This window comes from Lachnoanaerobaculum orale (genome assembly GCF_003862485.1).
Lineage (GTDB): Bacteria > Bacillota > Clostridia > Lachnospirales > Lachnospiraceae > Lachnoanaerobaculum > Lachnoanaerobaculum orale.
This window is the reverse complement of record NZ_RRCM01000003.1, coordinates 26,020-41,657: the sequence shown is the minus strand read 5'-3', so window position 1 is coordinate 41,657 and position 15,638 is coordinate 26,020. Positions and strand designations below refer to the sequence as shown.

Here is a 15,638-nt window from a genome sequence, read left to right as displayed (position 1 = left end):
CCCTTCTAGCTCCTGGCACCAATTGTTGTTTCAAAATTCAGTTCTGTAAAACCATCTTTACCGGAACGGCTCACTTTGATATTTACCACTTGGTTTGGCTTCAGTTTTTCCATTATATTTTTAAACCCTATAATAGAGTTCACTTCCTCGTCACCAATCATGGATATTATATCACCTGATTGTATACCTATATTGTAGGCCGGAGAATCTGCCCTTACTTCTGTGACATAGACTCCGCTTGGCATACCTTCCGGTGCCTTATCCTTGTCTATATCAATTGCACGAACTCCCAGATATGAGGAGCCCACACCGTTTGTCATATTTTCAATAAGCATCTTCAAATCCGATATACCATATGCCATTGATATAGGGCTGTCGCCGTCCAAATTTGAAATTACACCTACCAACTCACCTGATGTATCTATCAAAAACGTACCTCTGTTGTCTAAATGCTTGTCACAGTATATTACCCTGCCATATCCGTCAAAAAAGCTTGCATTTTTTTCAATAGCGGTCACATTGCCGATATCAAGACTTCTTGACACTCCCACCGGACTGCCTATAGCCAATATAAATGCGCCCTTCTTCAGCTGATATGAATTTCCCAGTACAATAGGTTCTATACTCTTGACCTTCTCTCCCATAGAAGAGATATCCACGGAAAGTATCATAAGATTGGTCAGGCTGTCCGTTCCAAGTACACTTGCTTCTTTCACGCTGCCGTCAAAAAATCCTACTCTGATACCGCCCTCTATGGACATATTTGTGGTCAATACAATAAGATTATCACCGGACTTTGCTACTACTATACCTGAACAACTGCTTTCATTTTGCAATGTGTTGTCAAACCAATCTGTATTTGTGGTGATTGCACTTATCTTCACTATTGTATTATCTTTATTTTCCGCAACCTTGCTTAGACCGGCATACATCTGTTCCAAGTTCTTTTCACTCAAGTCTATACTTTCTATAGCCGATGCCACTATATCTTCTACAGGCTCAGACGACTCCGCCTCCTCACTTCCCTCAAGGCTTGTCTCCTCCTTTGGAATCTGTATAGTGGTTTTTGTCTTTTTGCTTAGTATGTTTTTGTTTATAATATGTGATGTCAATGCCGTACTTGGGCCTGCAACAATTCCAAAAACAACAGCAAGGCAAGCTGCCGAGACAATCCTCTTACGCTGATCTTTTTTCTCTTCTATAATAGTCTGCTTTATAAAAGGATTTTTCTCATCAGACTCATGGTCTTTTTTTGTATTTGGCATAAAAACCCTCTGCTTTCAGGATATATTACATAATATCTCGCTCTCCCTAAGAAAGATTATAAAGGTTTACAGCCGATTTATCAAGCAAATGTAACACTGATTTAACATAAACTACATACTCTTAATTAAAGTCTCTTAAGAGTTTCTCTTTTTAAAATAAAGTAAAGGCTTGCAGCCACAGGAACCGCAACAAATACTCCGAATATTCCAAAAAGGCTGCCTCCAAGTGCTACCGCAACTATTACCCACATGCCCGGAAGTCCTACAGAGCTTCCTACCACTCTCGGATATATTATATTGTTTTCAAACTGCTGTACTATAGTATGTACTATGATAAATATAATCATACTTGAAAAAGACTTTGTAATTATCATAAGTGCTCCGATAAAGAGTCCGGCATAAGCTCCTATCACAGGTATCAGCGCCGTCACCCCCACCAATATGGCTATAGAAGATGCATAAGGCAGCCTTACTATAAGCATCACAATATAGAGCAGTACACCAAGTATTATCGCCTCTTTTACCTGACTGATAAAATAATTTCTGAAACTTTTATTAAAAATACTCAGTACATCAATTACAGTATCTCTCTTTGACGGTAAAAAAGCTCTTAAAAGTTTATCACCCTGCACCGCAATTCTTTCCTTATCCACAAGTATATATATTGCAAATACCACCGCCATAAAGACAGATATTACAGTATTGAAAAATCCCGATATTCCGCTTATCACTCCTATAAGAATATTTCCTACACTTGACATTACACTGTGTATAAGCTTTGTGACATAACCTGAAATATCTATATTGTTAATATCAACATTCATTATATCGGCAATCTTGTCCACTATATTGTTTTTGCTTATACTTTCAATTATCTTTTTTATATCACTTGGATTTGTATACATTATTGAAAACATTATCTTCACAAGCTGCGGAATAATAAGACCCAGAAGCAACCCTATCACCAACACAAATGTAAATATTGACAATAGTATTGATACAGTTCTTATAATTTTTTTATTATGAAATTTTTTCAAAAGTAAATCTTCATATGAATCCATAAGAATATTTATAATATATGCCATAATTGCGCCTGCCACAAAAGGCATCAATGTATTTGTCACCCTTAATATATAACTCTCTACAGTCCCGAAATACCTGACTGTTGCATATACTATAATCGTTGCAACTACAATATACACAATATATTTTTTCTTTATATTATTCAAAATATTACCCTTCCGTCATTTTACAAAGTGCTATCTTATCTACCTCATCACTGATAAATGCATTCTCATCAAAAATATCCAGTACTCTAAACTTTGAGTATCCTCTTGGCAATGTGATATCCAAAAGTTCCAAATCTGAGAACCTCAGTAATTTTTGTTTACCCTTCCATTCATCTGTTTTAAAAATAGGGGATAATATCAGATATTTCTTATCTGCACTGAATTTTCCTCTTACTCCACGCTTTCCCTGCAGTTTATCCAGTCTTTCCGCTCCCCAAATTTTCTTTTTATAAACTCCGTCTTTAGTTATTTCCACATACCAATAATACTTATAAGTACTGAGTCCTGCCGGGTTTACAATATCAGCCTCTAAGAATACATATATCACATCATCCTTTATCATCATACTTCCGATTTGAGGATAGTTATATTTAAAATTCATCTTATAATAAAGCCCGTCCACCTCAGACAATGAGTCAAAAAATCTTTTCATTGTATTTTCGGTTGTAAAAATCGGCTGTAATATATCTTCAAATTTTATAGTATTTTCATCTTTATCATATTTAAAAAATGTAAAGCTGTTGGCAGCCATCGCCTCCACACTTACACGACAAATAACAGGATAATTTTCATTCTCCCCCAAAGTTGAAATCTCTGTTATATTTTCAGCAATACAAGGTTTCTCTATATTTATCGTAGTAAATACTTCGCTGTCCGCTTCCATTTTCCATGCCTTATTTTTAGTAATTAAAATTATGCCGTCATCCGTATTAAGCAATAAATTAGCGCCTCTTCCATCATCTGCATTTATGGGAATAAACTTATATTCATTATTCTTTAACCACAAAACGCCCTTATTTTTCTCATTGTCAATACAGTAAATAACAAATTCATCCTTCGCTCTTGCAAAATAATTCTTTGCATATATCGGTGCATACTTATATGAGACCTCAAAAAGAGTTATACCTTCCATATGCAACTCCGATAACTTTTCCAACTTTATTTTCATAGCTACTTAAATCTCCACTATTCTGTCTGCAAAATCTTTTGCTTCATTTATATCATGTGTAACAAAGATTGCACTTTTTCCATCAGTATACTCTTTTATAACAGTCATAGCCACAGCTTTTGTCTTTTCATCAAGTCCCTTTAGCGCCTCATCAAATATATAAAGCTCTGCATCTTTTACAAGGCATCTTGCAAGTGCAACTCTTCTTTTTTGACCACCGCTCATTGTACTTACTTTTTTTGTGCTGTCAATTCCAAGCTTATCAAAGATTTCTTTTGCAAGACTCTTATTTCCTTTCAATAAGCATACATTTGAGCTTGCGCAAAAGTCTTCACAAAGTCTGTTCTCCTGAAATACTGCAGATATCTCATTTGGAAGTTCCGTCTCACCGCTGTCCGGAAGTTCAAATCCCATTATAATATTCAAAACGGTGGTCTTTCCCTTCCCCGACTTTCCCATAATGGCGATATGCTCACCTTCATCCACATTTAGACTAAAGTCCTTTAAAACCTCTATATCTTTAAAGCTCTTACATATATTTTTCAGTCTCATCAATAAACCCTCTTTAACATATAGAAAAACCTCTTTATTATCAGTACTGCCAGTCTTTCAAATATCGCACTGCATATGATGACTGTCAATGTTATCGCAAATACCTTCGAAGTATCCAAATACATCTTCGCATCAAACAGAAAAAATCCGAGAGTATCTTTGGGTCTGCCTATTACCTCCGCCGCAATACCCGACTTGAATGCAATACCTATGGATGCCACACTTGCCGACAAAAGAAACGATTCAAGTGCAGGCAGATAAATATATATAAGTTTAGCATTATTACTCATCTCAAATATCTTCGCCATTTGAAGCATCTTCACATCCACAGACTTCAGCCCTTCCAATGTATTGGCATAAAATATAGGCATCACCATAAAAAAGCATACAAATAAGGAGAGTCCCCCGCCTCCAAGCCATATAAGTATGATGATTACAAATGACGCCACAGGTATGGAGCGAATCACCATAATATAGGGTGAAATGTAGACTTCAAACAGCTTAAATCTGTATGACAGCCCTGCAAGAAATATCCCCACTCCGGCACCTGATAAAAATCCTAAAAGTATTTTGCATACACTTTTCCACATCCCCGTCCAAAAAACACCGCTAAGTCCAAGTTCGAGCAGTGACTTCAATACCTCTATAGGTGAGGACAGTAAAAATGACCTGTCAAGAATCATTGCCGCTATTTGCCAAAACAGCAGTGCAAAAAGCACTGCTGTAATCTTGTGTAACCTACTTTTATTCATATTATTTTCCGGTATAGTAGAACTCTTCTCCCGGCAATGCGCCTCCTACAGACTTCGGGTCAGCATCAAAGAGTGTCTTTAAATATTCTTCGGCATCCTTCTTCATCTCATCACCTGTTATAGAAACCAAGTTACAGTAAGGTATTGCCTTGGCTGCAACAGGTGCTTTGATAATACCGTTTTCTTCTACAAGCTTGGATGCATCTTCCACATTCTCATTTATCCATTTCACAGAATCTGTGTAGTTTGATAAAAACTCATCTACAAGTTCCTTGTTTGACTCCAAGAAGTCACTTCTTACAAATATTCCGGATGTGATAAGTTTTCCGCCTGTTCCTATTGCATCCCACTCCTTTGTGAGGTCTATTACAGTCTTAAGCTCAGGCATCTTTGTCTGTGCCACCGTAACAAAAGGCTGCGGAAGCATCACTACGGCATTGTCTGTATTTTCAACAGCCGCCAATACCTCGTCTGCAGATGATTTCCAATCCATAGTTACATCCTTATTTATATCCATACCGTGTGCAGACAGAATATAGCTGAGTGAATACTCAGGTGTTGCACCCTGACCATGTGCTGTAATTGTCTTACCCTTAAGGTCCTCTATAGTCTTTATATTCTGATCACCCTTTTCAAGGATATAGAGTATACCTAGTGTGCTTGCATTGAGCATTACCACCTTACCGTCAGATTTATTGAAAAGTACCGAACCCATATTTACAGGTAATGCGGCAATATCCACCTCTCCGTTTAAAAGCTTAGGTGCCATAACATCAGGTGCATCTTCCATATCAAATGATACACTGTATGAAAGGCTTCCTTTCTTCGCATCGTCTAAGAGCTTGACCATTCCCATACTTGTAGGTCCCTTAAGGCCTCCAAGTTTTATAGTACCGAGGCTCTCCTCGTTTTCAGAACTTTGAGCTACCGTTGTCTGATCGCTGCTGCTTTCACTTGCACTGCTGCTTTCTTTTACATTTGCTTTTCCACAAGCTGAAAGTGCCAATACGGCACATGCCATTATCGCTAATATTCTTTTTTTCACAAAAAACCTCCAAAATGTTTATTCCGAGCAAAACACATCCTCTTAATTATAAAGTTTCTCTATAAGACACTCATTGTATCTTATGCTAAAAAGGAGCAAAACCTCTTCAGTTTTACTCCTTTTATTTTAAAGAATTTTCATAAAAATATCAATATTTTAGTTGTTATCTTCCTTGATATTATCTACAGCATCATGAACAGCATCCTTTGCGTCTTCAACATGATCTTTTACTTCATCTACAACATTATCGGCTGCATCCTTTACATCTTCTGCAAAGTCCTCTGCATGATCCTTAACATCACTTGCAGCATCCTTTAAGTCATCAACCTTGTCGTTAACTTCTTCTTTGAGGTTAGTTGCTCTCTCTGCTGCGGCAGCTTTTACTTTTTCTATCTCTTCTTTAAAGCCGTCTATATTTAACAGATGTGACTTTATATTATCACAAAATTCCTTAACCTCTTCAGGAACTTCCTCGCCTCTTGCAAATCTTTCAAAAAGTGCATCGCTTAATTTCTTCTTTTCTTTCTCAATCTCCGCATTCTCTGCAGAAATCTTTGTATTAAGCTTGCTGATCTCCAAAGCGTCATTTGTCTTATCACCTACCTGCTTTGCAAAATCACCTGCAGACTTACCGATATTCTTTGCAACATCACCTAATTGATCAAAAAATCCCATTTTGATACCTCCTCAATATATATAATCTGTCATTGAACTGTTAACCCGAATCAAATCTGATTTAGTCAATTATATCAAATACAAATAATTTTGCAATTTATTTTATCTTAATATTTATTATGTTTTTGATATCTTTTACATCTTTGTTTTGAGAATATGTCTAATACCTATACATCAATTATTATTTTCCTGCAAACTCTGCAAAGGTAGGCAATGCAACATATTTCACCCCAAACAGAAGAGAGCTTTACATCCTTTTTATCAAAGTTGAACATATAGTTTAGACTGCTTCTGTTTTCATAATCACTCTTCCACTTAAGCGAATACCTTCCCGGAGGTATACTCCCCTTTTCCATTGCTCTGCCGCAATAAGGGCATTTCTTATAATAACTTCCCATAATTCCCCTTTCATAATAATCTGATAAATATATTATATATTATACCGGTAGTCAGTTGTCTTATATAAATCCTTCTTACTGTTAAATATCAATTAATATTATTTTGCACTCCCTGCAAAGGTAGGCTATGCACTTCTTCTCATCCCATATTGTGGGATAATACTTACTCGTCAATTCTATTACTTTATCTTCATCTTCCTGAGAAAAGAAATATAATAACTCCTCATACCATTTACCTTTTTCGTGTTCAGGAATCCACTTGATGTCATGAGGTGAATCCCCTCCACCTCTGGGAATTTCTCCCCTTTCCATAATCTTTCCACAGTATGGACATCTTTTATTAAACTTTTCCATATAACCTCCTAACACAATAATACTTCATACTTTAAAAATATCTTTTTTTCTAAACAAAATAAGTATCCTTTGTTTATTATTATTCTTTTTTATATAAATTCTTGCACTCAAATTCTCTACTCTATCCCATGGAGAAAGCAAGTAACAACCGCTTATATCGTTGATTTCAGACTGTTCACTGTTGTACGTATATTTAATTCGGGCTGTAAGATAATTGCCGATTCTAATCATATTTATCGGAATGACTCCGGTAACAAAACATTCACAACACAAGCCTTCTTTTTCCAATATTTTAAGTTTACATTTATCAATTTTTGCCTTTAACAGCAGTATTAAACCAACCACAATCCATAGAGCACCATTGTACAAAAAAGCAACACTTCTATCTTGAAAAAACCAAAATAACCCTACTATAAAAAATGGAATTCCAAATCCCAATTCTATAAATTTACCCAGTCGATTCCACGGAGTTTCTATAACTTCCATTTAGTTTTCTCCATTTATTTGCCATGATTTGTAAATAACATTTTAGTAAGTAAAGCACAAAGGGCATATACTCACCCTAAGGTAAGTATACACCCTTTTATTAAAATAATATAGAAGGTATCAATTTTACATTAAGCTTAAGAATAATTCCTTGATCTCCTCAAACTTAGGATCTCTAGGGTTGCCCGGTCTGCAGGCATCATCCATGGCTGACTGTGACAAGAAGTCTACATCCTCAGGTTTTACGATCTCTTTCAAATCCTTCGGAATGCCTACATCTTCAGAAAGCTTCTTTACCGCATCAACAGCAGCTTTTTTGTACTCGGCTTCACTCATGTTCTCTGTGCCCTCAACGCCCATAGCCTTGGCAACGTCTCTTAACTTCTCGCCTACAGCATCGGCATTGTATTCCATAACTGTTGGAAGAATAATAGCGTTTGCTACACCATGAGGTGTATCATACAATGCACCAAGACCATGTGCCATTGAATGAACTATTCCAAGTCCACAGTTAGAAAATCCCATTCCGGTCAGATACTGTCCGATAGCCATTCCTTCTCTTCCCTCTGCAGTGTTTTCTACTGCACCACGAAGTGATTTTGCAATAAGCTCGATGGCCTTTAAGTTGAACATATCTGTGATAATGTTAGCACCCTTTGTAGTATATCCTTCGATAGCATGTGTAAGTGCATCCATACCTGTTGATGCTGTAAGTCCTTTAGGCATACTTGACATCATATCAGGATCTACGAATGCTACTACAGGAATATCATGTGGATCTACACACACGAATTTTCTCTTCTTCTCTACATCTGTGATAACATAGTTTATAGTAACTTCTGCTGCTGTACCTGCTGTTGTAGGTACTGCAAAAATAGGAACACACGGGTTCTTTGTAGGTGAAAGTCCCTCAAGACTTCTCACATCCTCAAACTCAGGGTTTGCAATAATTATTCCGATAGCCTTAGAGGTATCCATAGATGAACCGCCACCGATAGCTATTATATAATCTGCACCTGATTTTTTGAAAGCCTCTACTCCGCTTTGAACATTTTCAATTGTCGGGTTTGCCTTAATATCAGAATAAATCTCATACTCAAGACCCTCTTTATCAAGTAAATCAGTAACCTTTTTTGTTACATTGAACTTAATCAAATCCGGATCTGAACAAACAAAAGCCTTTTTGAAACCTCTAAGCTTTGCTTCTTCTGTAATGCTTAAAATAGCACCCTGTCCATGATATGATGTTTCATTTAATATGATTCTGTTAGCCATAATGAATCCCCCTAATAATCTGTCACTTACTGACCAAAATTACACAACACCCTTTTGCAACATTATATTGCCATAGAGTGCCTTCTCTGATGTAGCAATAATCAAATAAGCTTTTCTTGCTTCATCGTAAAATTTAAATCTCTCAATGCTTCCGATAGCATCTTGTCTTGTATCATATTTTGATACGATTTCTTTGAACTCATCCCAAATAGGAGTCGCTACTGTATCTCCCGGTACTTTTTCCATAATACTAACCGGGTGCGGATCATAGGTATCAAGTGGAAATAGCTTTAATATAGCATCCAATATCTCACATACACCATGACCATCCATTCTTATGATATGGGCATCCTTCCCCACACTATGTGTGGGGAAATTGCCGTCTGCAATGACCAATCTGTCAGAATGACCCATTTCACAAAGGTATTTTAAAAGTTCCGGTGATATTATCTCGGGTATACCTTTTAACATATTTACCTCTTATTCATATAAACATGGAGCAATCTTTGGATCTTCCATGTTATCCTTTGTATACCATAAAGCACCTGTATCAACGTCTGATACGCTCTCACCGTTTGCTGCCTTAACTGCAAGCTCAACTGCCTTATATCCGATCTGTACAGGATCCTGTGTTACACTACCTGCAAATAAACCGTCTTTGATTGCCTGAAGCTGCTTCTTACCTGCATCAAATCCAACTGCAACAACTTTTCCGTCACCGATCTTATCAAGACCTTCGTTAGCTGTGATGATTGCATTTGCTGCAAACTCGTTTGAACCATAGATTGCGATAAGGTCTGACTTCTCTAAGATTGCTGATGCAACAGCTGCACCGTCTGCATCCTTAACTTCTGCAGGGATACCTACATCAATAACTACAGGAGCGCCTGCCTTTTCAGCCTTTAAGCTGTCATGTCCCTCTACAGAAACCTTATCTTCTCCTATGTTCTTCTTCATCTCCTCAACAAATCCCTTTGTTCTCTCAACGATTGACTGTGAGTTTGACTCCTGAGCAACAACACCGATTCTTACAGTACCTGAAGCGCCGTCAATCTTATCCTTGATAAGCTTGTATGTCTCATCGGCTGCCAATTTTCCTGCTTCCAAGTTGTTTGTAGATGCATTTGCCTTGATAGCTCCTGCCGGTGCATCAGGAACACCTGAGTCAAAACCGATGATAGGAATACCTGCATCCATTGCTGTCTGGATTGAACCGAGACTTGCCTGTGTATCAAGTGCAGCAAAACATATAGCTGCCGGCTTTTGTGCGATTGCGGCATCAAGATACTCAATCTGCTGTGCAATAGCTGACTCGTTATCAGGACCCTGGAAAGTTACCTCTGCACCTAATTCACTACCTGCCTGCATTGCTCCCTTTTCTACCGCCTTCCAGAACTGATGCTGGAATCCTTTTGCAATCACATTGATCTTCTTTCCGCCTGCACCGTCTGTCTTTGATGCGTCAGCCTGTGAGCTGTCTGCCGCTGCTGCTGTTGTCTTATCAGCCTCGCTTGAACCGCTACCTGAACTACCTCCACATGCTGCAAGTGACATTGCCATCAAACCTGCTACTGCAACTGCCAAAATTCTCTTCTTCATAATTTCCTCCTTATTAACCCTTTCTTTTTCTATTTAAGATATCCATATACACAGCGAATACCAATATGATTCCTGTGATGAAGAGCTGATAGTGTGACTGTACTCCGATATACGGGAAACCGATTTTAAGTACCGTCATAATAAATACACCGATAATTGTTCCGACTATTGAACCTACACCGCCTGAAAGTGATGTACCGCCGATAACTACACCTGCGATAGCATCAAGCTCGAATCCGTTACCTGTGTTAGGCTGTGCTGTTGAGAATACCGCTACATATGCAAGTCCTGCAAGTGCTGCGAACAATCCTGAGAACACATATGCCAAAGTCTCATATTTCTTTACATCTATACCTGAAAGTCTTGTAGCTTCCTTGTTTGAACCGATTGAAAGTATATATCTTCCAAGTCTTGTCTTGTTAAGTACTATTGCCATTACAACGGCACATACTGCTAAAAGTATAAAACCTGTAGGGAAATTCTTAGGTAACACTCCGCCGTCCTTTGTTACCATAAATATCTCTCTGAACCAAGCACCTGCGCTGTTTCCCTGCGGGAATGAGATTGTCTTTGTCTGTGATACTATTGATCCGAGACCTCTTGATACCATCATAGTTCCCAGTGTTGCGATAAATGCCGGCAACTCAAAGTGTGATACCAAGATACCGTTTATAAGTCCGAATATTCCGCCTACTAAAAGCATTATAAGTATAACTACAAACATAGGTGCTCCCTTTTCCATAAAGGTTCCGCCTATAAGTGCCGAGCATATGGCAACCGTACCTATTGAAAGGTCAATACCTCCTGTAGCGATAACAAAGGTAACTCCGATTGCCATAAACGCTACATAGTATGCCGACTTTGAAATATTGGTAAATGTTGTAGGTTGTAAGAACTTGTTTGTCAGTAATGAAAAAACTATACATATCAATACCAGTGCAGCGATAACAACCGCCTGCTGATTTGAAAAAATCTTTTTTAGGTTCATTATTTTGCCCCCTGTCTATTTGTTGCACATGTCATGATTCCCTCTTGACTGGCCTCAGATATATCAAGGCATCCTGTTATTCTGCCTTCACACATTACAATGACTCTGTCGCTCATTCTGAGCACCTCAGACAACTCTGAAGAAATCATTATAATGGACTTGCCTTCCTTGACCAATCTTTCCATCAAATCATATATTTCACTCTTTGCGCCTACATCTATACCTCTTGTAGGCTCATCAAATATAAGTATCTCCGAATCCTTCACCAGCCACTTGGCTATAACCACCTTCTGCTGATTACCGCCTGAAAGCTTCTTTATAATCTGCTTTACATTAGGTGTCTTTGTTTTAAGCTCCTGAACATACTTTTCACTGACGGTCTTTTCCTTGCCGCCGTCTATGAAAAGACCCTGTGTGAACTTTTCAAGTGAAGCGATTGTTGTATTCTCTTCTACAGATTTATCTACAAGAAGACCGAATCTCTTTCTGTCCTCGGACAGATAACCTATACCTGCGTTTACCGCATCCTTTGTAGATTTGATACTTACTTCTTTACCATGGATAAATATCTTTCCCGAATCCATAGGATCGGCTCCAAATATCAGTCTGGCAACTTCTGTTCTTCCTGCACCCATAAGTCCTGAAAATCCGAGTATTTCACCTTTTTTCAGATCAAATGATACATCTTTTACATACTTTCCCCTGTTAAGATTCTCACACTTTAAAACAACTTCCGCATCCGGTGCAACCTCTGACTTGCTCTTAGGCTCCATAAAGACTGTTCTTCCTACCATCATCTTTATGATATCGTCCTTCGTACATTCCTTTGTAACAAGTGTTCCGACATACTCACCGTCTCTCATAACAATAACCTTGTCAGAGATAACATTGATTTCGTCCATTCTGTGTGAGATATAAATTATTCCCGTACCCTTAGCCTTAAGATCGTTTATAACCTTGAAAAGTTCTTCAATCTCGGAGTCTGTAAGGGCTGCTGTAGGCTCATCAAATACGATAACCTTTGCATTTGTTGAAATAGCCTTTGCAATCTCGACCATCTGCTGCTTTCCTACAGTCAGATTTCCTATCTTTACATTAGGATTTATATCTACATTAAGCTTTCTAAAAAGCTCCTTGGCATCCTGTGCCATCTTTGCATCATCTATAAAGAAGCCCTTTTTTCTTTCCTTACCGATAAAGAGGTTCTGTGCTACCGTCAAATCGTTCATCATATTAAGCTCCTGATGAACAATCGCAATACCTGCCTCCTCCGATTCGGATACCGACTTATATTCAACTTCTTTTCCTTCAAAGGTTATAACACCCTCATCTTTTGAATATATTCCGGTTAGGATCTTCATAAGAGTGGATTTTCCCGCACCGTTTTCACCCATCAGCGCTACGACTTCACTCTTATTAAGTTCAAGTTCGGCATTTTTCAGTGCTGCAACACCTGAGAAAGATTTCTTTATATTTTTCATTGTAAGTAATGCTGACATAAAATCTCCCTCCTATTTATCTTTTATGCTTACCCTCTGACCATATGTTTTAAACTTTTCAGCCATCAAAGTCATCTCTTCATGAGGCAGTACCACCGGCTCTCCGATTGCCTTTGCCTTGGTATAAACTTCGGCACAGTACTCAACTTCTTCTATTATATTGAATGCGTTAAGCAAATCGTTTGCACCTGCAAGTATTCCGTGGTTTGCCAAAATAACGGCTTTTCTGTCCTTCATAGCTTCAAAAGCGTTCTGTGCAAGCTCGGGACTTCCGTATGTTGCATATTTTGCCACTCTTACATTCTCACCTGCTACAGCGATCATATAGTGAGTTGCCGGCAAATCTTCTCTTAAGCATGCCATAACTGTTGCATACATTGTATGTGCATGAATAACAGCGTCAATATCATCTCTGTACTTATAAGGCATTACATGCATTGCCCACTCTGATGACGGCACTCTGTTTCCTTCTATTACATTGCCGTCCACATCTATAATAACTATATCCTCAGGCTGTATCTCAAAGAAATCTATTCCTGAAGGAGTGATTGCCACATGTCCGTTCTTTCTGTCAAATATACTTAAGTTACCGCCTGTACCTTTGGTAAGACCTGCTTTTACCAATTTCTTTCCGTACTCTATTAAAAGCAGTCTTTCCTTCTCCATCAACATAATGTTTTCCCCTTTACTATCAAGAGGGCAATGCTGCCCTCCTGTATTTAATTTTTACTTATAAAGCGGACCGTAGTAAGCACATGCTCTGTAGTCCTGTCCCTCTAAATCAGCTGTTCCGAATCCGTTAAATGAATGTGGTCTGAATATTCTCTCGTCCTCAATATTGTGGAATGCTACAGGGATTCTAAGCATTGAAGCTAATGTAAGAAGTCTGTCTCCTACATGTCCTTCTACTGTTGCACCGTGGTTTGCACCCCACTTAGCCATAACATTGTATACTGAATCTGCAGCACCTACTCCGATCTTAGGAGCGAACCATGTTGTCGGCCAAGTCTTGCTTGTTCTCTCATCAAGGATTCTATGTACATCATCATCAAGTACACATGTATGTCCTTCTATTACCTGAAGTGTAGGTCCTACACCTTCAACCATATTTACTCTTATCATAGTAACAGGCATCTCTGCTGATGTCTTAAAGTGTGATGAGAAACCGCCGCCTCTGAAGTACTCATAATCGGCTCTGCACCAGTCTGTAGCCTCACAGCATGCCTTAACATCTTCATCTGTAAGGTTCCACCACTCCTTCATTGTTCCGTTACCGTTCTCATCCTTAGCTGCCGCACTTGCGTCAAGACAGCTTGCACCTGAGTTGATAAGATGGATGATACCGTTCTTAGCATATCCGCTAAGTTCTTTACCGCTGACTCTCTTTACCGCATCCGGTGACCAGTATGTTCTAACGTCTGAGAAGATAGGCGCCTTTCCTGTAGAAAGCCATCCGAACATCATAGCTACACCGTTTAATGTATCATTCTCTGTTGCAAACGGTGTCGGCATCTTCTTACCGTTCCAGTTGAAACCTGAAGCCATAATAGCCTCTGTAAAGTCTGCGTTTGGAAGCCAGTCTGTCCACATTCTCTGTCCCTGGAATCCGCCTGCAATACCGTTTCTTCCAAGTGACTCCTCATGCCATCCCATTTCGGCAAGCTTCGGATTTCCTTCAAGGATATCTCTTACTACCATTGCATGCTTTACGCAGAATTCCCACTGCTCGTCATCTTTAATATATCTTGATTTCTTGATTATCTCAGGGAAGTCCTTACCTGCATTGATATCCATACCCTCTTTGCAGTATTCCTTTACCCATGCAAGAGCTCTTGCAAACTCTTCATGATCATAGATACCAAGTGTAATTCTTCTAAGAACCTCTGTCATATCTACCCATTCGGTTCTCATTCCGAGATACTTCTGTAAGAAGTCTACGTTTACCACACTGCCTGCAATACCCATAGATACTGAACCGATATTTACATATGACTTATTCTTCATGATACCGACAGCAACCGCTCCTCTTGCAAAGTCCAAGATCTTCTTTGCAACGTCTGCTGTGATAGTTGTTTCATCCTTATCCTGAACTTCCGTTCCGTAAATTGAGAATGCAGGAAGCCCTCTCTGTGCATATGCAGCCATAACAGCTGCAAGATAAACCGCACCCGGTCTCTCTGTTCCGTTAAATCCCCAAACAGCTTTGATTGTGTTAGGGTTTAAGTCCATTGTCTCCGTTCCGTAGCACCAGCAAGGTGTAACTGTAAGTGTTCCGATTACGTTCTGATTTGCAAAATACTCTTCACAAACAGCAGCCTCTGCACCGCCACCGATAGTTGTAGGTGATATTACAACCTCTACCTTTTCTCCATCAGGATATCTAAGGTTGTCCTCTATAAGTTTAGCCGCTCTTTTTGCCATTCCCATTGTCTGTTCTTCAAGTGACTCTCTAACGCCGCCCCATCTGCCGTCAATTGTAGGTCTGATACCGATTTTTGGATGTTTCATACTT

At 38.8% G+C, this 15,638-nt stretch carries 17 protein-coding genes; all 17 read right to left on the bottom strand.

From position 1 onward, the window contains the following. Positions 1 to 5 precede the first annotated feature (5 nt). Complete coding sequence (locus tag EHW90_RS12020) at positions 6 to 1,265, bottom strand: S1C family serine protease (RefSeq protein WP_124952960.1); 1,260 nt, start codon at positions 1,263 to 1,265, stop codon at positions 6 to 8. Positions 1,266 to 1,390: 125 nt separating this feature from the next. Then, entirely contained in the window at positions 1,391 to 2,494 is a 1,104-nt protein-coding gene (locus EHW90_RS12015; protein ID WP_124952959.1) for an AI-2E family transporter, read from the bottom strand. A 4-nt stretch (positions 2,495 to 2,498) separates the two neighbouring features. Beyond that, positions 2,499 to 3,503, bottom strand: coding sequence for a hypothetical protein (locus EHW90_RS12010; protein ID WP_124952958.1), 1,005 nt, complete (start codon positions 3,501 to 3,503; stop codon positions 2,499 to 2,501). Between the two features lie 6 nt (positions 3,504 to 3,509). Continuing rightward, entirely contained in the window at positions 3,510 to 4,055 is a 546-nt protein-coding gene (locus tag EHW90_RS12005; protein ID WP_124952957.1) for an ATP-binding cassette domain-containing protein, read from the bottom strand. Beyond that, positions 4,055 to 4,807: an ABC transporter permease gene (locus EHW90_RS12000; RefSeq protein WP_124952956.1), complete on the bottom strand. Its 753-nt coding sequence runs from the start codon at positions 4,805 to 4,807 to the stop codon at positions 4,055 to 4,057. The genes EHW90_RS12005 and EHW90_RS12000 overlap by 1 nt, the downstream gene beginning before the upstream one ends. A 1-nt stretch (position 4,808) precedes the next feature. Continuing rightward, entirely contained in the window at positions 4,809 to 5,852 is a 1,044-nt protein-coding gene (locus EHW90_RS11995; protein WP_243114009.1) for an ABC transporter substrate-binding protein, read from the bottom strand. Between the two features lie 156 nt (positions 5,853 to 6,008). Next, positions 6,009 to 6,527, bottom strand: a complete 519-nt coding sequence (locus EHW90_RS11990; protein ID WP_009755531.1) for a YtxH domain-containing protein — start codon at positions 6,525 to 6,527, stop codon at positions 6,009 to 6,011. Between the two features lie 167 nt (positions 6,528 to 6,694). Continuing rightward, positions 6,695 to 6,925, bottom strand: a complete 231-nt coding sequence (locus EHW90_RS11985; RefSeq protein ID WP_124952955.1) for a PF20097 family protein — start codon at positions 6,923 to 6,925, stop codon at positions 6,695 to 6,697. An 81-nt stretch (positions 6,926 to 7,006) separates the two neighbouring features. After that, positions 7,007 to 7,279, bottom strand: coding sequence for a PF20097 family protein (locus EHW90_RS11980; protein ID WP_060931617.1), 273 nt, complete (start codon positions 7,277 to 7,279; stop codon positions 7,007 to 7,009). Between the two features lie 24 nt (positions 7,280 to 7,303). Then, on the bottom strand, positions 7,304 to 7,765 hold the full coding sequence (locus EHW90_RS11975) for a hypothetical protein (protein WP_124952954.1): 462 nt from the start codon (positions 7,763 to 7,765) through the stop codon (positions 7,304 to 7,306). Positions 7,766 to 7,891: 126 nt separating this feature from the next. Next, on the bottom strand, positions 7,892 to 9,040 hold the full coding sequence (gene fucO / locus EHW90_RS11970; RefSeq protein WP_124952953.1) for a lactaldehyde reductase: 1,149 nt from the start codon (positions 9,038 to 9,040) through the stop codon (positions 7,892 to 7,894). Positions 9,041 to 9,079: 39 nt separating this feature from the next. Next, positions 9,080 to 9,511 carry an RbsD/FucU family protein gene (locus EHW90_RS11965; RefSeq protein WP_009663870.1) on the bottom strand — a complete coding sequence of 144 codons (432 nt, stop codon included), beginning with the start codon at positions 9,509 to 9,511 and terminating at the stop codon, positions 9,080 to 9,082. A 9-nt stretch (positions 9,512 to 9,520) separates the two neighbouring features. After that, positions 9,521 to 10,639 (bottom strand): ABC transporter substrate-binding protein, encoded by a 1,119-nt coding sequence (locus EHW90_RS11960; RefSeq protein WP_124952952.1) that lies wholly within the window; start codon positions 10,637 to 10,639, stop codon positions 9,521 to 9,523. 13 nt (positions 10,640 to 10,652) lie between these two features. Further along, the gene (locus tag EHW90_RS11955) at positions 10,653 to 11,627 is read right to left on the bottom strand and encodes an ABC transporter permease (protein WP_124952951.1); all 975 of its coding nucleotides are present in this window, start codon (positions 11,625 to 11,627) and stop codon (positions 10,653 to 10,655) included. Continuing rightward, complete coding sequence (locus EHW90_RS11950) at positions 11,627 to 13,126, bottom strand: sugar ABC transporter ATP-binding protein (RefSeq protein WP_060931623.1); 1,500 nt, start codon at positions 13,124 to 13,126, stop codon at positions 11,627 to 11,629. Before EHW90_RS11950 ends, EHW90_RS11955 begins: the two co-directional genes overlap by 1 nt. A gap of 12 nt (positions 13,127 to 13,138) precedes the next feature. Then, positions 13,139 to 13,798, bottom strand: coding sequence for an L-fuculose-phosphate aldolase (locus EHW90_RS11945; protein WP_009755540.1), 660 nt, complete (start codon positions 13,796 to 13,798; stop codon positions 13,139 to 13,141). 54 nt (positions 13,799 to 13,852) lie between these two features. Further along, positions 13,853 to 15,634 carry an L-fucose isomerase gene (locus EHW90_RS11940; RefSeq protein WP_124952950.1) on the bottom strand — a complete coding sequence of 594 codons (1,782 nt, stop codon included), beginning with the start codon at positions 15,632 to 15,634 and terminating at the stop codon, positions 13,853 to 13,855. Positions 15,635 to 15,638: the final 4 nt, after the last annotated feature.

Excerpts from the sequence above, each read along its gene's own strand:
- EHW90_RS12000 (WP_124952956.1), bottom strand. The coding sequence starts at position 4,807 with ATGAATAAAAGTAGGTTACACAAGATTACAGCAGTGCTTTTTGCACTG.
- EHW90_RS12005 (WP_124952957.1), bottom strand. The coding sequence starts at position 4,055 with ATGAGACTGAAAAATATATGTAAGAGCTTTAAAGATATAGAGGTTTTA.
- fucO (WP_124952953.1), bottom strand. The coding sequence starts at position 9,040 with ATGGCTAACAGAATCATATTAAATGAAACATCATATCATGGACAGGGT.
- EHW90_RS11940 (WP_124952950.1), bottom strand. The coding sequence starts at position 15,634 with ATGAAACATCCAAAAATCGGTATCAGACCTACAATTGACGGCAGATGG.
- EHW90_RS12010 (WP_124952958.1), bottom strand. The coding sequence starts at position 3,503 with ATGAAAATAAAGTTGGAAAAGTTATCGGAGTTGCATATGGAAGGTATA.
- EHW90_RS11950 (WP_060931623.1), bottom strand. The coding sequence starts at position 13,126 with ATGTCAGCATTACTTACAATGAAAAATATAAAGAAATCTTTCTCAGGT.
- EHW90_RS11965 (WP_009663870.1), bottom strand. The coding sequence starts at position 9,511 with ATGTTAAAAGGTATACCCGAGATAATATCACCGGAACTTTTAAAATAC.
- EHW90_RS11945 (WP_009755540.1), bottom strand. The coding sequence starts at position 13,798 with ATGTTGATGGAGAAGGAAAGACTGCTTTTAATAGAGTACGGAAAGAAA.
- EHW90_RS11980 (WP_060931617.1), bottom strand. The coding sequence starts at position 7,279 with ATGGAAAAGTTTAATAAAAGATGTCCATACTGTGGAAAGATTATGGAA.
- EHW90_RS11955 (WP_124952951.1), bottom strand. The coding sequence starts at position 11,627 with ATGAACCTAAAAAAGATTTTTTCAAATCAGCAGGCGGTTGTTATCGCT.
- EHW90_RS11960 (WP_124952952.1), bottom strand. The coding sequence starts at position 10,639 with ATGAAGAAGAGAATTTTGGCAGTTGCAGTAGCAGGTTTGATGGCAATG.
- EHW90_RS11990 (WP_009755531.1), bottom strand. The coding sequence starts at position 6,527 with ATGGGATTTTTTGATCAATTAGGTGATGTTGCAAAGAATATCGGTAAG.
- EHW90_RS12020 (WP_124952960.1), bottom strand. The coding sequence starts at position 1,265 with ATGCCAAATACAAAAAAAGACCATGAGTCTGATGAGAAAAATCCTTTT.
- EHW90_RS11985 (WP_124952955.1), bottom strand. The coding sequence starts at position 6,925 with ATGGGAAGTTATTATAAGAAATGCCCTTATTGCGGCAGAGCAATGGAA.
- EHW90_RS11975 (WP_124952954.1), bottom strand. The coding sequence starts at position 7,765 with ATGGAAGTTATAGAAACTCCGTGGAATCGACTGGGTAAATTTATAGAA.